Annotated in this window: 11 protein-coding genes and 1 pseudogene; 10 read left to right on the forward strand and 2 right to left on the reverse strand. The window is 73.5% G+C overall.

The features are described 5' to 3' along the window. Positions 1–64 precede the first annotated feature (64 nt). Both PLP61_RS07420 and PLP61_RS07425 read right to left on the reverse strand, forming a co-directional pair. Positions 65–1,426: a diacylglycerol/lipid kinase family protein gene (locus PLP61_RS07420; RefSeq protein WP_324501846.1), complete on the reverse strand. Its 1,362-nt coding sequence runs from the start codon at positions 1,424–1,426 to the stop codon at positions 65–67. Next, positions 1,426–3,177, reverse strand: a complete 1,752-nt coding sequence (locus PLP61_RS07425) for a SulP family inorganic anion transporter (RefSeq protein ID WP_324501848.1) — start codon at positions 3,175–3,177, stop codon at positions 1,426–1,428. Before PLP61_RS07425 ends, PLP61_RS07420 begins: the two co-directional genes overlap by 1 nt. 150 nt (positions 3,178–3,327) lie before the next feature. On the opposite strand from PLP61_RS07425, the gene PLP61_RS07430 reads away from it, so the two are divergent. The 10 genes and pseudogenes from PLP61_RS07430 to PLP61_RS07475 all read left to right on the forward strand — a co-directional run. After that, on the forward strand, positions 3,328–4,992 hold the full coding sequence (locus tag PLP61_RS07430; protein ID WP_324501850.1) for an alkaline phosphatase family protein: 1,665 nt from the start codon (positions 3,328–3,330) through the stop codon (positions 4,990–4,992). 109 nt (positions 4,993–5,101) lie between these two features. Further along, positions 5,102–6,133: a rod shape-determining protein gene (locus PLP61_RS07435; RefSeq protein ID WP_324501851.1), complete on the forward strand. Its 1,032-nt coding sequence runs from the start codon at positions 5,102–5,104 to the stop codon at positions 6,131–6,133. Continuing rightward, positions 6,130–7,023 carry a rod shape-determining protein MreC gene (mreC, locus tag PLP61_RS07440; protein ID WP_324501852.1) on the forward strand — a complete coding sequence of 298 codons (894 nt, stop codon included), beginning with the start codon at positions 6,130–6,132 and terminating at the stop codon, positions 7,021–7,023. Before PLP61_RS07435 ends, mreC begins: the two co-directional genes overlap by 4 nt. Then, the gene (gene mreD / locus PLP61_RS07445) at positions 7,020–7,532 is read left to right on the forward strand and encodes a rod shape-determining protein MreD (protein WP_324501853.1); all 513 of its coding nucleotides are present in this window, start codon (positions 7,020–7,022) and stop codon (positions 7,530–7,532) included. The genes mreC and mreD overlap by 4 nt, the downstream gene beginning before the upstream one ends. Beyond that, entirely contained in the window at positions 7,532–9,673 is a 2,142-nt protein-coding gene (gene mrdA, locus PLP61_RS07450) for a penicillin-binding protein 2 (protein WP_324501854.1), read from the forward strand. The genes mreD and mrdA overlap by 1 nt, the downstream gene beginning before the upstream one ends. Continuing rightward, positions 9,670–10,860 carry a rod shape-determining protein RodA gene (gene rodA, locus PLP61_RS07455; RefSeq protein WP_324501855.1) on the forward strand — a complete coding sequence of 397 codons (1,191 nt, stop codon included), beginning with the start codon at positions 9,670–9,672 and terminating at the stop codon, positions 10,858–10,860. The genes mrdA and rodA overlap by 4 nt, the downstream gene beginning before the upstream one ends. A gap of 80 nt (positions 10,861–10,940) precedes the next feature. After that, the gene (locus PLP61_RS07460; RefSeq protein WP_324501857.1) at positions 10,941–12,881 is read left to right on the forward strand and encodes a TIGR03960 family B12-binding radical SAM protein; all 1,941 of its coding nucleotides are present in this window, start codon (positions 10,941–10,943) and stop codon (positions 12,879–12,881) included. 4 nt (positions 12,882–12,885) lie between these two features. Continuing rightward, positions 12,886–14,079 (forward strand): winged helix DNA-binding domain-containing protein, encoded by a 1,194-nt coding sequence (locus PLP61_RS07465; RefSeq protein ID WP_324501859.1) that lies wholly within the window; start codon positions 12,886–12,888, stop codon positions 14,077–14,079. 74 nt (positions 14,080–14,153) lie between these two features. After that, a complete protein-coding gene (locus PLP61_RS07470) occupies positions 14,154–14,861 on the forward strand; it encodes a TIGR03936 family radical SAM-associated protein (protein WP_324501861.1) in 708 nt (235 codons plus the stop codon). Between the two features lie 344 nt (positions 14,862–15,205). Next, positions 15,206–15,845, forward strand: a pseudogene (locus tag PLP61_RS07475) (hypothetical protein); the annotation flags it as partial.

Below are 15,845 nucleotides of genomic sequence, written 5' to 3' on the forward strand. Positions count from 1 at the left end.
CCCGGGGTGGCGGGGTCGAGACGGCGGGCCAGGCGCTCCTCCGCCGGTTCCGGGCCGGGTCGGCTCATCGTCCCTCCCTCCCGCGTCCCAGGGCGGTGTGCCACAGGGCCGCCAGCGTCGACGCCGAGGAGAGGGTGGGTGCCGCGGCGGCGCCGGGGCCGGCTGACGCCGTACGGGGCAGCCGGACGGTCAGCGCGCCCGGCCGGATGAGGAAGACCAGCGGCGGCTCCATCGTCAGCGCCTCGCCGTCGACGCCGATCTCGACCGGGCCGGACGAGGTCACCTCGAACGAGTCAGCGGTCCACTCCTGCCAGCCGGGGAAGCGGCGCACCTGGCCGGCGGCCTCGAGGGCTGCGAGCCGCTCGGCGTCCGCGGCACCGCGCACCACCAGCGAGACGACGCCCAGCTCGCCACCGTCCAGGCGTGGCCGGGTGCCCGCGCGCCGCAGGTGGGAGAGCCGGTAGGGGTTGTTCGACACCAGCACCAGGTCCGCGGTGGTGGCCGTCTCTCCGGACGGCAGCGAGAACCGCAGGTCCAGCGGAGTGGCCCCGGGACCGATCAGGTCCGGCAGCAGCGCGGCCGCGGTCTGGACCTTGGCCTCGCGGTACTCCGCGGCCTGGACGATCCGGGCATAGACCCCGAGCGAGGCGTTGTTCACGAAGACCCGGCCGTTCACCTCGGCCAGGTCGATCCGCAGCTCCACCCCGTCCTCGAACGCGTCCAGGGCACCCACGACGTCGGCCCGGTCCAGACCGAGGTCGAGCGCGAAGTGGTTGCGGGTGCCCGCGGGCACCACCACCAACGGGATCCCGTGCCGGCTGGCGACCGACGCGACGAGTGCCTGCGAGCCGTCACCTCCAGCCATTCCGATCACGTCCGCGCCACGCCGCACCGCGTCCTCGGCGATCGCCAGCAGGTCCGAGCCGGGGGTCAGTACGACGGGCTCGATGCCCCGCTCGCGGCAGCGCCCCTCCAGGTCGAACCGCTCCGCCTTCCCGCCCCCTGACCGCAGGTTCATGATCAGGACCGGGTGCCTCGGCGGCGTGGCCGCGGTCCGGCCGACGGGGCTCTGTGCTCCGGCGCCGCCCAGGGCGACCCGTGCCGCCGCCGTCGACACGGCAGCCAGGACCAGGCCCACCACGAGGACCCGCACGCTGCCGCTGGCCACCATCACCACGGCGAACGCCACCACCGCGAGTGCCCCGACGGCGAGCGCGACGAGCCGGACCGGGCCCCGTCGAGACACGGCGAGCCAGGCGGCGCCGACCACCGTGGCGAGCGAGGCCACCCCGACCAGCAGGACCTCCCAGCGGTGCACCGTGACCGCCACCAGGTAGCCCATGGCGGCGAGCAGGGTCAGGAACGCCGCCCAGGCAGCGACCTGCTGGGCGCGGGTGGGTGCTGCCGCCGTGGTCGGCCCGCTCATCAGCGCTCCTCTCCCTGGGTCCAGGTCTCTCCCGACTCAGCCAGGTACGCCGCCACCGCCTCGTCGAGGGTGGGGTAGAAGTGGGCGGGGTCGATGGTGCGGTCCAGCTCGTAGCGCTGGATCTTGTCCCGCACCGGGTCCTTGAGCTCCGCGAGCACCAGGGACACACCGCGGGCGTTGAGCCAGGAGTCCAGCTCCTGCAGCATGTCGGCGGCCGTGGTGTCGACGTCGGTGATCGGCTCGGCGGCGACCAGCACCCAGCGGAGCCCGGCGCGCTCCTCCGCGAGGGCTCGCACGGTGTCCCCGAACACTCGCGAGTTGGCGAAGATGAGCGGGGCGTCGAACCGGAGCACGACCAGACCCGGCACCAGCTCGGTCCCGGGGTAGCGGCGGTTGTCGTGGAGCCCGGCCAGGCCCTCGACCCGGCCCAGCTCGGCCTGGTAGGGCCACCACACCCGGCGGAAGACGTTGAGGATCGACAGGGCGACCGCCAGCAGGATGCCCGGGAGGACGCCCAGCAGCGCCACCCCGAGCAGGGCGGCCATCGACAGCGCGAACTCGGTCCGCCGCTGCGCCCACAGCCGCCGGGTGGCCGGGACGTCGGCCAGGGACAGGGCGGCGGCGATGACGATCGCCCCCAGCGTGGGCTGTGGCACGTACTGCATCAGCTCGGTGGCGAAGACGAGCACGAAGGTGATGACGGCGGCGCCGACGACCCCGGTCACCTGGGAGCGGGACCCGGCCTGCTCGGACACGGCGGTGCGCGACCCGCTCGTGCTGACCGGGAAACCCTGGAACAGCCCCGCGGCGAGGTTCGCCGCGCCGATCCCGATCATCTCCTGGTCCCCGTGCACCCGCTCGCCCCGGCGGGCCGCGAACGACGACGCCGTCGACATCGTGTCCGCCAGGGCCACCACCGCGATGGCGACCGCCCCCAGGAGCAGCTCGGGAACGTCGCCCCAGGGGACGGTGGGGACGGTGAGCGGCGGGAAGCCCTGGGGAAGCACTCCGATGGTGTCCACCCCCTCGGCCTGGAGGTCGAGCAGGTTGACCGACACGGCGGCCAGGACCACGACCACGAGCACCGCGGGGACCTTGGGCAGCAGCCGCTGCAGGAGCAGGATCCCGGCCAGTGAGCCCACCCCGAGCACGGCTGCGGTCAGCAGGGCCTCCCCGTCCGCGAGCCCCGCCACCACGGCCCTGGCCTCCGCGAGGAGCCCGTCGGCGTCCACGGAGAAGCCGAACAGCTTGGGCAGCTGCCCGACGATGATGGTGAGCGCCAGCCCGTTCATGTACCCGATCTGGGTCGGCTTGGAGAGCAGGTCGGCCACGAAGCCGAAGTGGGCCAGCCCGGCCAGCACCATCACCGCGCCCACCAGCAGGGCGAGGACGGAGGCGAGGGCGACGGCTCGCGCCGGGTCGCCCCCGGCCAGCGCGAGCGGTGCGATCGTGGCGGCGATCATCGGGCCCAGGGAGGAGTCCGGGCCGAGCACCAGGACCCGCGAGGGGCCGAACACGGCGTACCCCAGCAGGCACAGGATCGAGGTGTAGAGGCCGGTCACCGGCGGCAGTCCCGCCAGCTCGGCGTACGCCATCCCCTGGGGGACCAGGAGGGCCGAGAGCACCAGGCCCGCGACGACGTCCTTGCCCAGCCAGCCACGCTCGTAGGAGGCGGCCACCGCGAGGCCCGGCACGTAGTGGCGCAGCCCGCCGGGGCGATCCGACCCGGGGGCCAGCTCGGGTACGGCCATCGGCGCCCTCCTCGTTCCCGGGCCGGCGCGCGGCTCACGCTGCCGGCCCGGGACCGATGCTGCCACGAGCCGAGCCGCTGGTCCTCACCCCGCGGGGAGGAGGTCGGGGACGGCCTCGACAGCGCCCCCCGGGGTCACTACGGTGCGTCCATGAGACGTAGATCACACCGTGCCCTGCTGGTCTCGGCGGCCGCGCTGGCGGCCGCGTTCCTCGGCCTCGCCCCGGTGGGCCCCAGCGGAGCCGCTGACCGGGTGAGCGGGTCGGCTGCGCGGCCGGACCGGGTGGTGATCATCGTGGTCGACGCGCTGTCGCGGGAGATCGTGGACCGCTACGGCATGAGCAACGTCCGGGCCCTGATGGACCAGGGCGCGGCGAGCCCCAAGGGCTACCTGGGCCACCTCGGCTCGGTGACCGTCGTGACCCACAACGTCTTGACCACCGGCCTGCTGCCCAAGCACATGGGCTGGGTCGAGGAGGGCTACCGCGACGTCGACCAGGTGCTGGCCGGGCAGGGCGCCAACGAGTCCGACCTCTGGGTGACCAGCGACTGGACCAGGGACCAGATGTTCGCCGTGCAGAACCACGTCGGCTACCCCCACCTCGCGGACTACCTGCACACCTTCCGACCGGGCTCGACGGTGGTCACGGTGAGTCCCAAGGCCTACGCCGCCTGGGCCTTCGGCGGGTCCGGGTCCGACAGCATCGTCACCTTCTCCTCGCGCAGCTACGACTGCGACGGGGACGGCGTCAACAACTGGCGCGGACCGACCGGTGTCAACGTGCCGAAATACCTCTCCGAGCCCGTCTGCGGGCGCTGGTACGTCGACTCCAGCAGCTCCCTCACCTACGACACGCTGCTCTCGCCGGCCCGGATGTACCCGCTGGACGGCAACCGGTACACCGCCGGCACCGACCCGGCCCACCAGGGCAGCGACGTGTGGGCGGCCGATGCGGCGATCGCCGCGATGGACAACGAGGACTGGAGCGGGATCTTCGTCACGCTGCCCGGCGTCGACAAGGCGGCCCACATGTGGGGGAGCGTCGACGACCCGGGCGGGCCGGACCCGCAGACCCACCTGGCCAACGCGGCAGCCGTGGCGGATGCCCAGGTCGGCAAGATCATCGACCACCTGCGAGACAGCGGAGAGCTGGACAACACCCTGGTCGTGCTCACCGCCGACCACGGGTCGGTCCCCGCCCGGTCCTTCCACGGGGTGGACGACGGCACCAGCGGCAGGGGCTTCAACAACTGGTACTACGGGACCCTGGAGAACGGCACCTACACCTCGCCCCAGCCCGACCTGGCCCCGCTCATGGCGACCGGCAACATCTCGATGAGCTACTCCGACTCGATGCTGTCGACCTGGCTCGCCGACACCTCGCCGGAGTCGACGGCGGCCGTGGTCGAGGCGATGCGGGGGCTACCCGGTGTGTCCGCGGTCTGGGTGCGCGACGGGGACCGGTTCCGGCTGGCCTCCACGGTGCGCTGGGACTTGATGGCTCGTGACGGGGAGCGTGCCTGGTTCGGCCGGCACGCCCGTGAGCTGGTCGACACCATGGCGGCTGAGTCCGGACCGGACGTGATCGGCACGCTGGTCGACGACACGACCTACTCGGTGGCCGGGGACCACGGGGGGATCCAGCGCCGCAGCCAGCAGATCCCGATCGTGTTCGCCGGCGGCGGCGTGGGGTCGAGGGACCTGAGCCAGCCGGTCCGCTCCGTCGACGTGATGCCCACCGTGCTGAATCGGCTCGGCATCGCGGCGACCTACCCGATGGACGGGAGGGCCTGGCAGCTGCCCAGCGCCCGATAGCTGCGCGTGTCCTCCCCGGTTCGGGGAGAGGGCGTCCCTACCCTGAGGGAGGGCCGGCGGACCGCTCCGTCGACCCTCCCTTCCCCGGACGACCAGCGAGGCACCGCGCATGGCGAACAGCGTCATCGGCCGTGACATGGCCGTCGATCTCGGAACCTCCAGCACGCTGGTCTACGTCCGTGGCCGGGGCGTGCTGCTGGACGAGCCGTCCGTGGTGGCCCTCAACGCGGCCACGGGCGAGCTGGTCGCGGTCGGCCACGAGGCGAAGCGGATGGTCGGCAGGGCCCCGGACGCGATCACCCCGGTCCGGCCGCTCCGTGACGGCGTGGTCGCCGACTTCGAGGCCACCGAGCAGATGCTGCGGCACTTCATCCAGCAGGTGCACCGGCGCCGCTACCTGGCCAAGCCCCGGATGGTGATTTGCGTGCCCAGCGGCGTCACCGCCGTCGAGCAGCGTGCCGTCAAGGAGGCCGGCTACCAGGCAGGGGCCCGCCGGGTCTACGTGATCGAGGAGCCGATGGCCGCGGCCATCGGCGCGGGCCTGCCCGTGCACGAGGCGACCGGCCACATGGTCGTCGACGTGGGGGGTGGCACCACCGAGGTCGCGGTGATCTCCCTCGGTGGGATCGTCACCTCCCTGTCGGTCCGGGCGGCCGGCGACGACCTGGACCAGGCGGTCATCGCCTGGATGAAGAAGGAGCACTCCCTGATGCTGGGGGAGGGCACGGCCGAGGAGACCAAGATCGCGCTCGGCTCGGCCTTCCCGACCCTCCACGAGCGGCGCGCCGACGTGCGTGGCCGCGACCTGGTCTCGGGGCTGCCGCGCACCGTGGCCGTGTCGAGTGCCGAGGTGCGCCAGGCGCTCGAGGAGCCGCTGCACGCCATCATCGACGCCGTCCGCACCACGCTGGACCAGACGCCGCCCGAGCTCGCCGGCGACATCTTGGACCGGGGCATCGTGCTCACCGGCGGTGGCGCCCTTCTCACCGGTCTCGACGAGCGGCTGCGGCACGAGACGGGGATGCCGGTGCACGTCGCCGAGCAGCCGCTCACCTCGGTCGTCAGGGGGGCCGGCCGGTGCGTGGAGGAGTTCGAGGCCCTGCAGCAGCTGCTCGTGACGGAGCGGCGGAGACCGGCATGACCCCACCGGGCGGGTCCCACCAACGACCCCGGGCGCTGCTGCTCGCGCTCGTGCTGACCTGCGTGACCCTGGTGACCCTCGACCGTCAGGGCGGCGACTCCTCGCCGGTCGAGCCGCTGCGTGAGCTCGCGGGGGAGGTGGTGGGTCCCGTCGAGGCCGCGGCGACCACCGTGGCCGCGCCGTTCACGGCCCTGCCGGCCTGGTTCCGCAGCCGGAGCTCGCTCCGGCAGGACGTGGCCGAGCTTGAGGCCGAGAACTCCCAGCTGCGGGCGAGACTGGCGACCAGCGACTTCAACCGCAACCGTCTCGCGGAGTACGACCGGCTCACCGCCGCCGCCCAGGAGGCGGGCACGGCCCTGGTCCCCGCCCGCGTGGTGGCGATGGGGCCGGTGCAGTCCTTCTCCCGCACCGTCACGATCGACGCCGGCTCACGAGCTGGGGTCGGGCCGGACATGACCGTCGTCAACGCCGACGGTCTGGTCGGTCGTGTGCTCCGGGTCACCCGGGACACCGCGACCGTGCTGCTGGTGCTGGATGCCGACTCGGTGGTGGGCGGCCGGGTGGGGGAGAGCATGGAAGTCGGGTTCCTCCGCGGCCGCGGGGTGGTGGGCAGCGACGGCCGGCTGGATCTCGAGCTCGTGGACGCCGCGGCGGTGCCCGCGAAGGGCGACGTGGTCGTCACCTGGGGCAGCACCGGCGGCGCCCCCTACGTCGCGGGCGTCCCGGTCGGGCAGGTCACCGAGGTCTACGCGAGCGTGCGGGACAGCACCACCCGGGCCGTCATCCGACCCTTCGTGGACTTCAGCGCCCTCGATCTCGTCGGCGTGGTCGTCGCGTCGGGCACCCGCAGCGACCGCGCGGTCATCGAGGCCGACGGGAGGCTGCGGTGACCGGGCTGCACGCCGGCACCGCGCTCGGGGCCGTGGCCGTCGCCCTGGTGCTGCAGGTCTCGGTGCTGTCCCACCTCGCCTGGTTCGGCGTCGCCCCGGACCTGTGCCTGCTCGTGGTGGTGGCGGCCGGACTGAGCCGGGGCCCCACCTCCGGCATGCTCGTGGGGTTCGCCGCCGGGCTGGCTCTCGACCTGGTCCCACCGGCCGACCACCTCGCCGGCCGGTGGGCGCTCGCGCTGGTCCTCGCCGGCTACGTCGCCGGACGCGTGCGTCCGGCCGGGAACGTCGGCCTTCCCGTCACCTTGGGCACGGTCGCGGTCTGCTCCCTCGTGGCCACCTCGGTATTCGCGCTGAGCGGCCTGGTGCTCGGTGACCTGGACCTGGGCGTCCCCGGCCTGCTTCAGGTCGTGCTGATCTCGGTGCTGCTGGACGTGGCGCTGGCCGCGCTGGTGGTGCCGTGGCTCACCCGGCTGCTCTCCGTGGGTGAGCCGGAACGGGTGATGGCCTGATGGCCTCCCTCCCCGGCGTCGGTCCGGCCGGGCCGGCGGCGGCTCGGGCCCGGCGCAGCCGGCTGCGACTGGTGGTCATCCAGGCCCTCGCCTTCTCCCTGTTCGCCACGCTGCTCGCACGGCTGTACTACCTGCAGGTCGAGGGTGGGGAGGGCTACCAGGCCCGGGCCGCCTCGCAGTCGGTGCGCGAGATCGTCCAGCAGCCGGCGCGCGGTCTGATCGTGGACGACCAGGGTCGACCGCTGGTCGCGAACCGCACCTCGTGGGTGATCTCGGTCGACCGCAGCGTGCTGGCGCGGCTCACCCCGCCGGACCGCGACCGGCTCCTGCGCCGGATCGCCGACGCGGTCGGCGTCCGGCCGGCGCGGATCCGGGCCAGGCTCGAGGACTGTGCCAGCGAGGACAGCGTGCGCGGGGAGTGCTGGAACGGCTCCCCCTACCAGCCCGTCCCGGTCGCCGAGGACGTGCGTCAGGGTGTCGCCCTGCGCATCCTCGAGCAACCGGAGGACTACCCGGCGGTGCTCGCCGAGCAGCAGACCGTGCGGGCCTACCCGCGGCCGTACGGCGTCAACCTGGCCCACGTGCTGGGCTATCTCAGCCCGGTCACCCAGGACGAGCTCGACCGGGCCACCCAGGAGGGGGACGACTCCCTCAACGGTGCCTCCTCGGTCGGCCGGGCCGGGGTAGAGCGCAGCTACGACCGCTGGCTGCGCGGCCGCCCCGGCTACCGCAGCGTGGCCGTCGACTCCCTCGGACGGGTCCTCGGTGACGACGGGACGGTCGAGGCCACCCCCGGGGACACGCTGGTGACCACGATCGACGCGCGCGTGCAGAGCCTGGTGGAGCGCCAGCTCGCCGCCACCATCCGCACGGCCAGGGCCACCTTCGACCCGGTGACCCACCGCAACTACGTGGCCGACTCCGGTGCGGTGGTGGTCATGGAGGCCCGGACCGGGCGCATCGTGGCGATGGCGAGCCAGCCGACGTACAACCCACAGGCCTGGGTGGGCGGGATCTCCACCGGCCAGCTGAAGCGGCTGTACTCCGAACGGGCGGGAACCCCGCTGCTGGGCCGGGCCACCCAGGGACAGTTCGCCCCCGGGTCGACCTGGAAGCCGATCATGAGCGTGGGGGCGCTGAACAACGGGTTCACGCCGAGCACCCGGCTCGCCTGCTCCTCGGGGCTGCAGGTGGGCAACCGGTGGTTCAAGAACTACGAGTCCGCCTCCTACGGGTCGATCGGCTTCGACCAGGCGCTCCAGCTGTCCTGCGACACCTTCTTCTACCGCATCGGTCTCCACTACTGGCAGAAGTACGGCTCCGACCCCACCGACGTCGACGCCCGGGACCCGCTGGTGGAGGAGGCCAAGGGCTTCGGGTTCGGGCACGAGACCGGCATCGACCTGCCGGGAGAGGCGCCCGGGCGCATCGCCGACCGGCACTGGAAGCTCGAGTACTACAAGGCGATGAAGGACTACTACTGCGAGCTGGACACGGAGCCCGGCCAGGACTTCCTGCACCTGTTCGCCCACGAGTTCTGCCTCGAGGGCAGCTGGTACCGGGCCGGTGACGCGGTGAACTACGCCATCGGCCAGGGTGACACCATCGTCACCCCGCTCCAGCTGGCGCGTGCCTACGCCGCCCTGTCCAACGGCGGCACCCTCTTCGAGCCGCGCATCGGCAAGGCCATCGTGAGCCCGGAGGGCCGCATCGTCCGGCGGATCCCGCCCAAGGTGGCCGGTCGCGTGCCCGCCACGAAGGCCTCCCTGGCCTACGTCGACCAGGCCCTGCTGGGCACCGCGAAGGTCGGCACGATGGCCTGGCGGATGGGCGGCTTCCCCCTCGACCGCGTGCACATCCGATCCAAGACCGGCTCCGCCGAGGTCCACGGCAAGCAGTCCACCTCGTGGGTGGCGTCGTACGACGAGAACTACGTCGTGGTGATGATGGTCAGCCAGGCGGGGACGGGCTCGGGCACCTCCGGGCCTGCCGTCCGCCGCATCTGGGAGGGCCTGTACGGCATCCGTGGCACCTCGGTCGACCCGGCGCGGGCGCTGATCCCCGGCACGGTGCCGCCGGCTGGCCTGCCGACCTTCGCCCGGGACGGCTCGATCCTGCCTCCGGGAAGGAGCAGACGATGACCGAGTCCGCCCGGGACGGGCACGCCCGGCTGCGGGCCCCGGGTCTGGACTGGGTGCTGATGGGCGCGGTGCTCGGCCTGCTCGTGATCGGCACCCTGCTGGTCTGGTCGGCGACGTCGTCGCGGGAGGCCCTCACCGGGGGTGACCCGACGGCGTACCTGAGCAAGCAGCTGAGCAACGTCGCCATCGGACTGGTGCTGATGGCGGTGGTGATGGCCGTCGACCACCGCTGGCTGCGCATCCTCACCCCTGCGGTCTACCTCGCCTCGGTCGTCGGGCTGGTCCTGGTGCTGTCGGTCGGGGCGACCGTCAACGGGTCGCGCTCCTGGCTGGACCTGGCCGGCCTCTCGATCCAGCCGTCGGAGTTCGCCAAGCTCGCGGTGGTCGTCGGCATGGCGCTAGTCGTGGCGGAGCGGGCGGAGGGCGGGTGGCGGCACGCGGTCGGCCGCGTCGACGTCCTCGCCATGCTGGCCGTGGCGGCACTCCCCGCCGTGCTGATCCTGCTCCAGCCCGACCTGGGCACGATGCTGGTGCTGTCGGCGACCGTGTTCGGTGTGCTCGCCGCTGCGGGTACCCCGCGGCGCTGGCTGGCGGTGCTGGCGGGCAGCGCACTCGGGGCGGCCGCGGCGGCCGTCGCGCTCGGGGTCCTCCGGCAGTACCAGATCGACCGCTTCCTCGCCTTCACCAACCCCCAGCTGGACCCCCGCGGGGCGGGCTACAACACCGAGCAGGCCAGGATCGCGGTCGGCAACGGGGGGCTGTTCGGCCAGGGACTCTTCGCCGGGTCGCAGACGCGCTCGGGGTTCGTGCCTGAGCAGCACACCGACTTCATCTTCACCGTCGCGGGGGAGGAGCTGGGCCTGGTGGGGGCCGGCCTGCTCATCGTGCTCCTCGGCGTGGTGGTCTGGCGGGCCCTGGTGATCGCGGCGGCCGCCGACGACCTCTTCGGCCGGGTGGCCGCCGCCGGGATCGCCTGCTGGTTCGGGTTCCAGGCGTTCCAGAACATCGGGATGTGCCTGGGCATCATGCCGGTGACCGGCGTCCCGCTGCCGTTGGTGTCCTACGGCGGGTCGGCGATGTTCGCCTGCCTGATCGCCGTCGGCATGCTGCACAACATCCGCCTCCGCACCGAGGGTGCCCTCCCGACCGGGCTGCTGGCCCCGGCCCGCACCTTCGTCGGCCGCTGAGTCGGGACGGGCAAGGAATCCACCCGGACGGCCGGTTCGACGTACCCTGGGTCGGTTGTCGTCCCGTGAGGTGTGCACCTGTGACCGATTCGCTGTTCCCGCGACTGGAGCCCCATCTGCCGACCGTGCAGAAGCCGATCCAGTACGTCGGTGGCGAGCTGAACTCCTCGGTGAAGGAGTGGAGCTGCGCGCCCCGGGGCGAGACGGTCCGGTGGGCGCTGATGTACCCCGACGCGTACGAGGTGGGCCTGCCGAACCAGGGGGTGCAGATCCTCTACGAGGTGCTCAACGAGCGGGACTGGATCCTGGCCGAGCGCACCTACGCGGTGTGGCCCGACCTGGAGCGGGTGATGCGGGCCGAGGGGATCCCCCAGTTCACCGTGGACGCGCACCGGCCGGTGCGCGACTTCGACCTGCTCGGGGTGAGCCTGTCCACCGAGCTCGGCTACACCAACCTGCTCAACGCGCTGGACCTGGCCGGGCTGCCGCTGCACGCTGTCGACCGGAGCGAGCGCGACCCGATCGTGCTGGTCGGCGGGCACGCCGCCTTCAACCCGGAGCCGATCGCCGACTTCGTCGACGCTGCGGTCATGGGGGACGGGGAGGAGATCGTGCTCGCGATCTCCGAGGTGGTCCGTGAGTGGAAGGAGCAGCAGCGCCCCGGCGGACGGGAGGAGCTGCTGCGACGGCTGGCGGTGAGCGGCGGCGTGTACGTGCCCGGTTTCTACGACGTCACCTACGCCGCCGACGGGCAGATCGAGGCGGTCGTCCCCAACCGGCCCGGGATCCCCTTCCGCGTCCGCAAGCACACCCTGATGGACCTCGACAAGTGGCCGTACCCCGCCAAGCCGCTGGTGCCGCTCGCGGAGACCGTGCACGAGAGGTACTCGGTGGAGATCTTCCGCGGCTGCACCCGCGGGTGCCGGTTCTGCCAGGCCGGGATGATCACCCGACCGGTGCGCGAGCGCTCGATCGAGACCATCGGGTCCATGGTCGACCAGGGCGTCCGCCGGACCGGGTTCGAGGAGGTCGGTCTCCTCTCGCTGTCCTCCGCGGACCACTCCGAGATCGCCGAGGTGGCCACCGCGCTCGCCGACCGCTACGAGGGCAGCAACGTCTCCCTCTCGCTGCCCTCCACCCGGGTGGACGCCTTCAACATCACCCTCGCCGACGAGTTCTCCCGCAACGGGCGGCGCTCCGGGCTGACCTTCGCTCCCGAGGGCGGCTCGGACCGGATGCGACGGGTGATCAACAAGATGGTCACCGAGGAGGACCTCATCCGCACCGTGGCGACGGCGTACTCCCACGGCTGGCGGCAGGTCAAGCTCTACTTCATGTGCGGGCTGCCCACCGAGACCGACGAGGACGTGCTGGCGATCGCCGACCTGGCCCGACGGGTGATCGCCACCGGCCGGGAGGTCTCGGGGCGCCACGACATCCGCTGCACGGTGTCCATCGGCGGGTTCGTGCCCAAGGCGCACACGCCCTTCCAGTGGGCCGGCCAGCTCGACCACGAGACGACCGACGACCGCCTGCGCAAGCTGCGCGAGGCGGTCCGGGCGGACAAGCGGTACGGGCGGGCGATCGGGTTCCGCTACCACGACGGCAAGCCCGGCACCATCGAGGGGCTGCTGTCGCGGGGCGACCGGCGGGTCGGCCCGGTCATCGAGGCGGTGTGGCGCGACGGCGGCCGGTTCGACGGCTGGAGCGAGCACTTCTCCTTCGACCGGTGGGCCGAGGCCGCCCAGAAGGCGCTGGCGGGGACGGGCGTGGACCTGGACTGGTTCACCACCCGCGAGCGGGACTACGACGAGGTGCTCCCGTGGGACCACCTCGACTCCGGGCTCGACAAGGACTGGCTGTGGGCCGACTGGGAGGCCGCCCTCGACCCTGCGGGCGGCGAGGAGGTCGAGGACTGCCGGTGGACCCCGTGCTACGACTGCGGCGTGTGTCCCGAGATGGGCACCGAGACCCAGATCGGGCCGACCGGCCGCACCCTGCTTCCGCTGCACGTGCGCTGACCCGATGAGGCTGGTCACCGACCGGGAGCGCCGGGCCCGGCTGGCCACGCGCCATGCCCTGGCGCCCGCGGCCAGGACGACCGGTCCGGAGGAGGCCACCCGGGCCATGGCGGTGCTGCACGCCACCGAGCCGGCCACCGTCTACCTGTCCCTGGCGGCCCGGGTCGATGCCCTGACGGTGGCCGACGTGGAGCGCGCGCTGTACGCCGAGCGCACCCTGGTCAAGCAGCTCGCCATGCGCCGGACCCTCTTCGTCCTCCCACGCGACCTGCTGCCGGCCGCCTGGGGCAGCGCCAGCGCCCGGGTGGCCGGGCTGCTGCGTGGGCCGCTCGCGCGGGAGGCCGAGCGGGCCGGGCTGGCCGAGGACGGGGAGACCTGGCTGGCCGAGGCGTGCCGGGCCGTGGTCGACCGGCTCGCCGACGGGTCCGCGCTCTCGACCCAGGAGCTGCGCGAGCAGCTCCCGGAGCTGAGCGGCCGGATCGAGCTGTCGATGGGCAAGTCCTACGGCGGCTCGTTCCCGATCGCGCCCCGGGTGCTGACCCAGCTCGCGGCGGAGGGGCGGATCGTGCGGGGGGCCAACGCCGGCCAATGGCGGGTGTCGCGTCCGTTGTGGTCGTCGATGGCGAGCTGGCTGGGCCACCTGCCCGGGCCGTGGCCGGCCAGGGAGGGGTACGCCGAGCTCGCTCGGCGCTACCTGACCACCTTCGGCCCCGCGACCGCGGAGGACCTGCGCTGGTGGCTGGGCGCCACGGCGGGGATCGTGCGGCAGGCGCTCGCCGACGCCGCGGCGGTCGAGGTCCGCCTGGAGGGCGGCGCCACCGGCTGGCTGCTGCCCGGGGACGCCGACGAGGTTCCCGAGGTGGCCCCCTGGTGCGCCCTGCTACCGGTCCTGGACCCGACCACGATGGGCTGGAAGCAGCGCGACTTCCTCCTCGGGCCGCACGGTCCGGCCGTGTTCGACCGGAACGGCAACGCCGGCACCACTGCGTGGTGGGAGGGTCGCGTCGTGGGCTGCTGGGTGCAGGACGAGCAGGGCACCGTGGAGGTGTTCCTGCTCGAGGACGTGGGGCGCGAGGGCCGCGCGGCACTGGCCGCCGAGGCGGCCCGCCTCACCACCTGGCTGGGCGGCGTACGGGTGGGCAGCCTGTACTCCGCGCCCGCGATGCGGGCCGCCCTGGACGAGGCCGGCACCCGCTGAGGCGGTGCCGCCGGGCCTCAAGAGGCGGGAGGCCGCGTTTCGCCGCCGCCCTGGTACGGCGCTAGCGTGGCCGGGTGCCCACCCAGCCCCCCCAGCAGGCTCCTCCGGTGCAGCGTCTGCGGATCCGCTACGCCAAGCGGGGCCGGCTGCGCTTCACCAGCCACCGTGACTTCTCCCGTGCGTTCGAGCGCGCCGTCGTCAGGGCCGGTGTGCCGATGGCGTACTCCTCGGGCTTCAACCCCCATCCGCGCATCTCCTACGCGGGTGCGGCGCCCACCGGGGCGGCCAGCGAGGCGGAGTACCTCGAGATCGGCCTGGCCCGGACCGTGGCACCGGCCACCGTCCTCGCGGAGCTGGCGGCGGCGATGCCACCCGGCCTGGACGTGCTCGACGTGGTGGAGTCACCGGGCGGCGCGCTGGCCGACCTCCTGCAGGCCAGCCGCTGGCAGGTGGAGCTCACCCTGCCGCCGGAGCCGGTGGCCACCGCGGTGGCGACCTTCCTCGCCCAGGAGTCCGTGCCCGTGTCGCGGATGACCCGCAAGGGGCTCCGGGAGTTCGACTGCCGGGCCGCGGTGCTGTCCCTGACCGTGCACCCGCACGGGGCGGGAACCCGGCTCGTCCTGGTGCTCAGGCACACCGACCCGATGGTCCGTCCCGACGACGTGCTGACCGGCCTGGAACGACTTGCCGGACTGGCACCACCCGCGCCGCCCCTGCTGACGAGGCTCGCGCAGGGCCGGTGGGACGCGGGGCGCGAGCAGGTCACCGACCCGCTGGCCTGACCGGTTGGCGCCGAGACGCCGGCGGCGTGTGCGATACTCAGCGTGGTCGGCAGGTGACGTCCAGGCGTGCCTGACGACCCGACGACGTTCTCGCCGGGCCCGGTACGCCGGGGTCGGCACGATGGGTGAGGGTCGTCCCCGACCGCGACGCGGCCAGGCTGGAGTCGGTGACAGCGATTCCGCCGAGGTGTTTGGTCACCGGGCCCAGCGACCGCGGCAGGTGACGGTCTGCTCCCTGCGACGCGCAGGTGCGGAGGGTGTCGTCGCCACCGAAGGCTTTGCGCCGCGGTCTCGATGAGACCCGGTGCCGACACCCGGCGGGATCCGCCGGAAGAGGAGCGCACATGCTCGAGGACAGCCCGACCGACGCGCCGACGCGCGAGGGGGACGCGGGGCCGGAGGAGGCCGCGGCCGGCGCTGGGAGCGCCACCACGACCGCGCCGAAGAGCGCGGCACGCAAGAAGTCCCCTGCCACGAAGACCGCCGCGAAGAAGGCCACGACGAGGAAGGCCACCTCGACGCGGTCCTCGCGGCAGGACGCCCCGCCCGCCGCCGAGGCCGCCGAGCCGGTCGCCGAGGCCGACCGTGGCACCGAGCCGGGCCAGGAGGCGTCTGCGCCGGGGGTCGAGCAGCCCGAGAAGCCGGCCAAGAAGGCCAAGGCGAAGAAGAAGTCCGCCGCCAAGAAGCCCCTGGCCGCGGCTGCCTCCGAGGACGCGTCCGTCGAGCCTGTGGCGACCGCCGAGACCGAGCCGGCCGCCGCCGAGACCGAGACGGCCGCTCCCGCCGTCGGGCTCCCGGTCTTCCAGGCGCCTGCGACGGCTGCTCCACGCCGACGTACCCGGGCCAAGGCCGCGCCTGTCGAGGAGCCCGAGACGGAGGCGGGGCCGGGGACCGAGGAACTGGAGCCGGGTGCCGAGCCGGCCGAGGGCGGTGAGGAGGAGGCCGACGACGCCACCCCCCGCCGACGTCGCCGGCGCGGTGGCC

Source organism: Nocardioides sp., from assembly GCF_035429765.1.
GTDB lineage: Bacteria > Actinomycetota > Actinomycetes > Propionibacteriales > Nocardioidaceae > Nocardioides.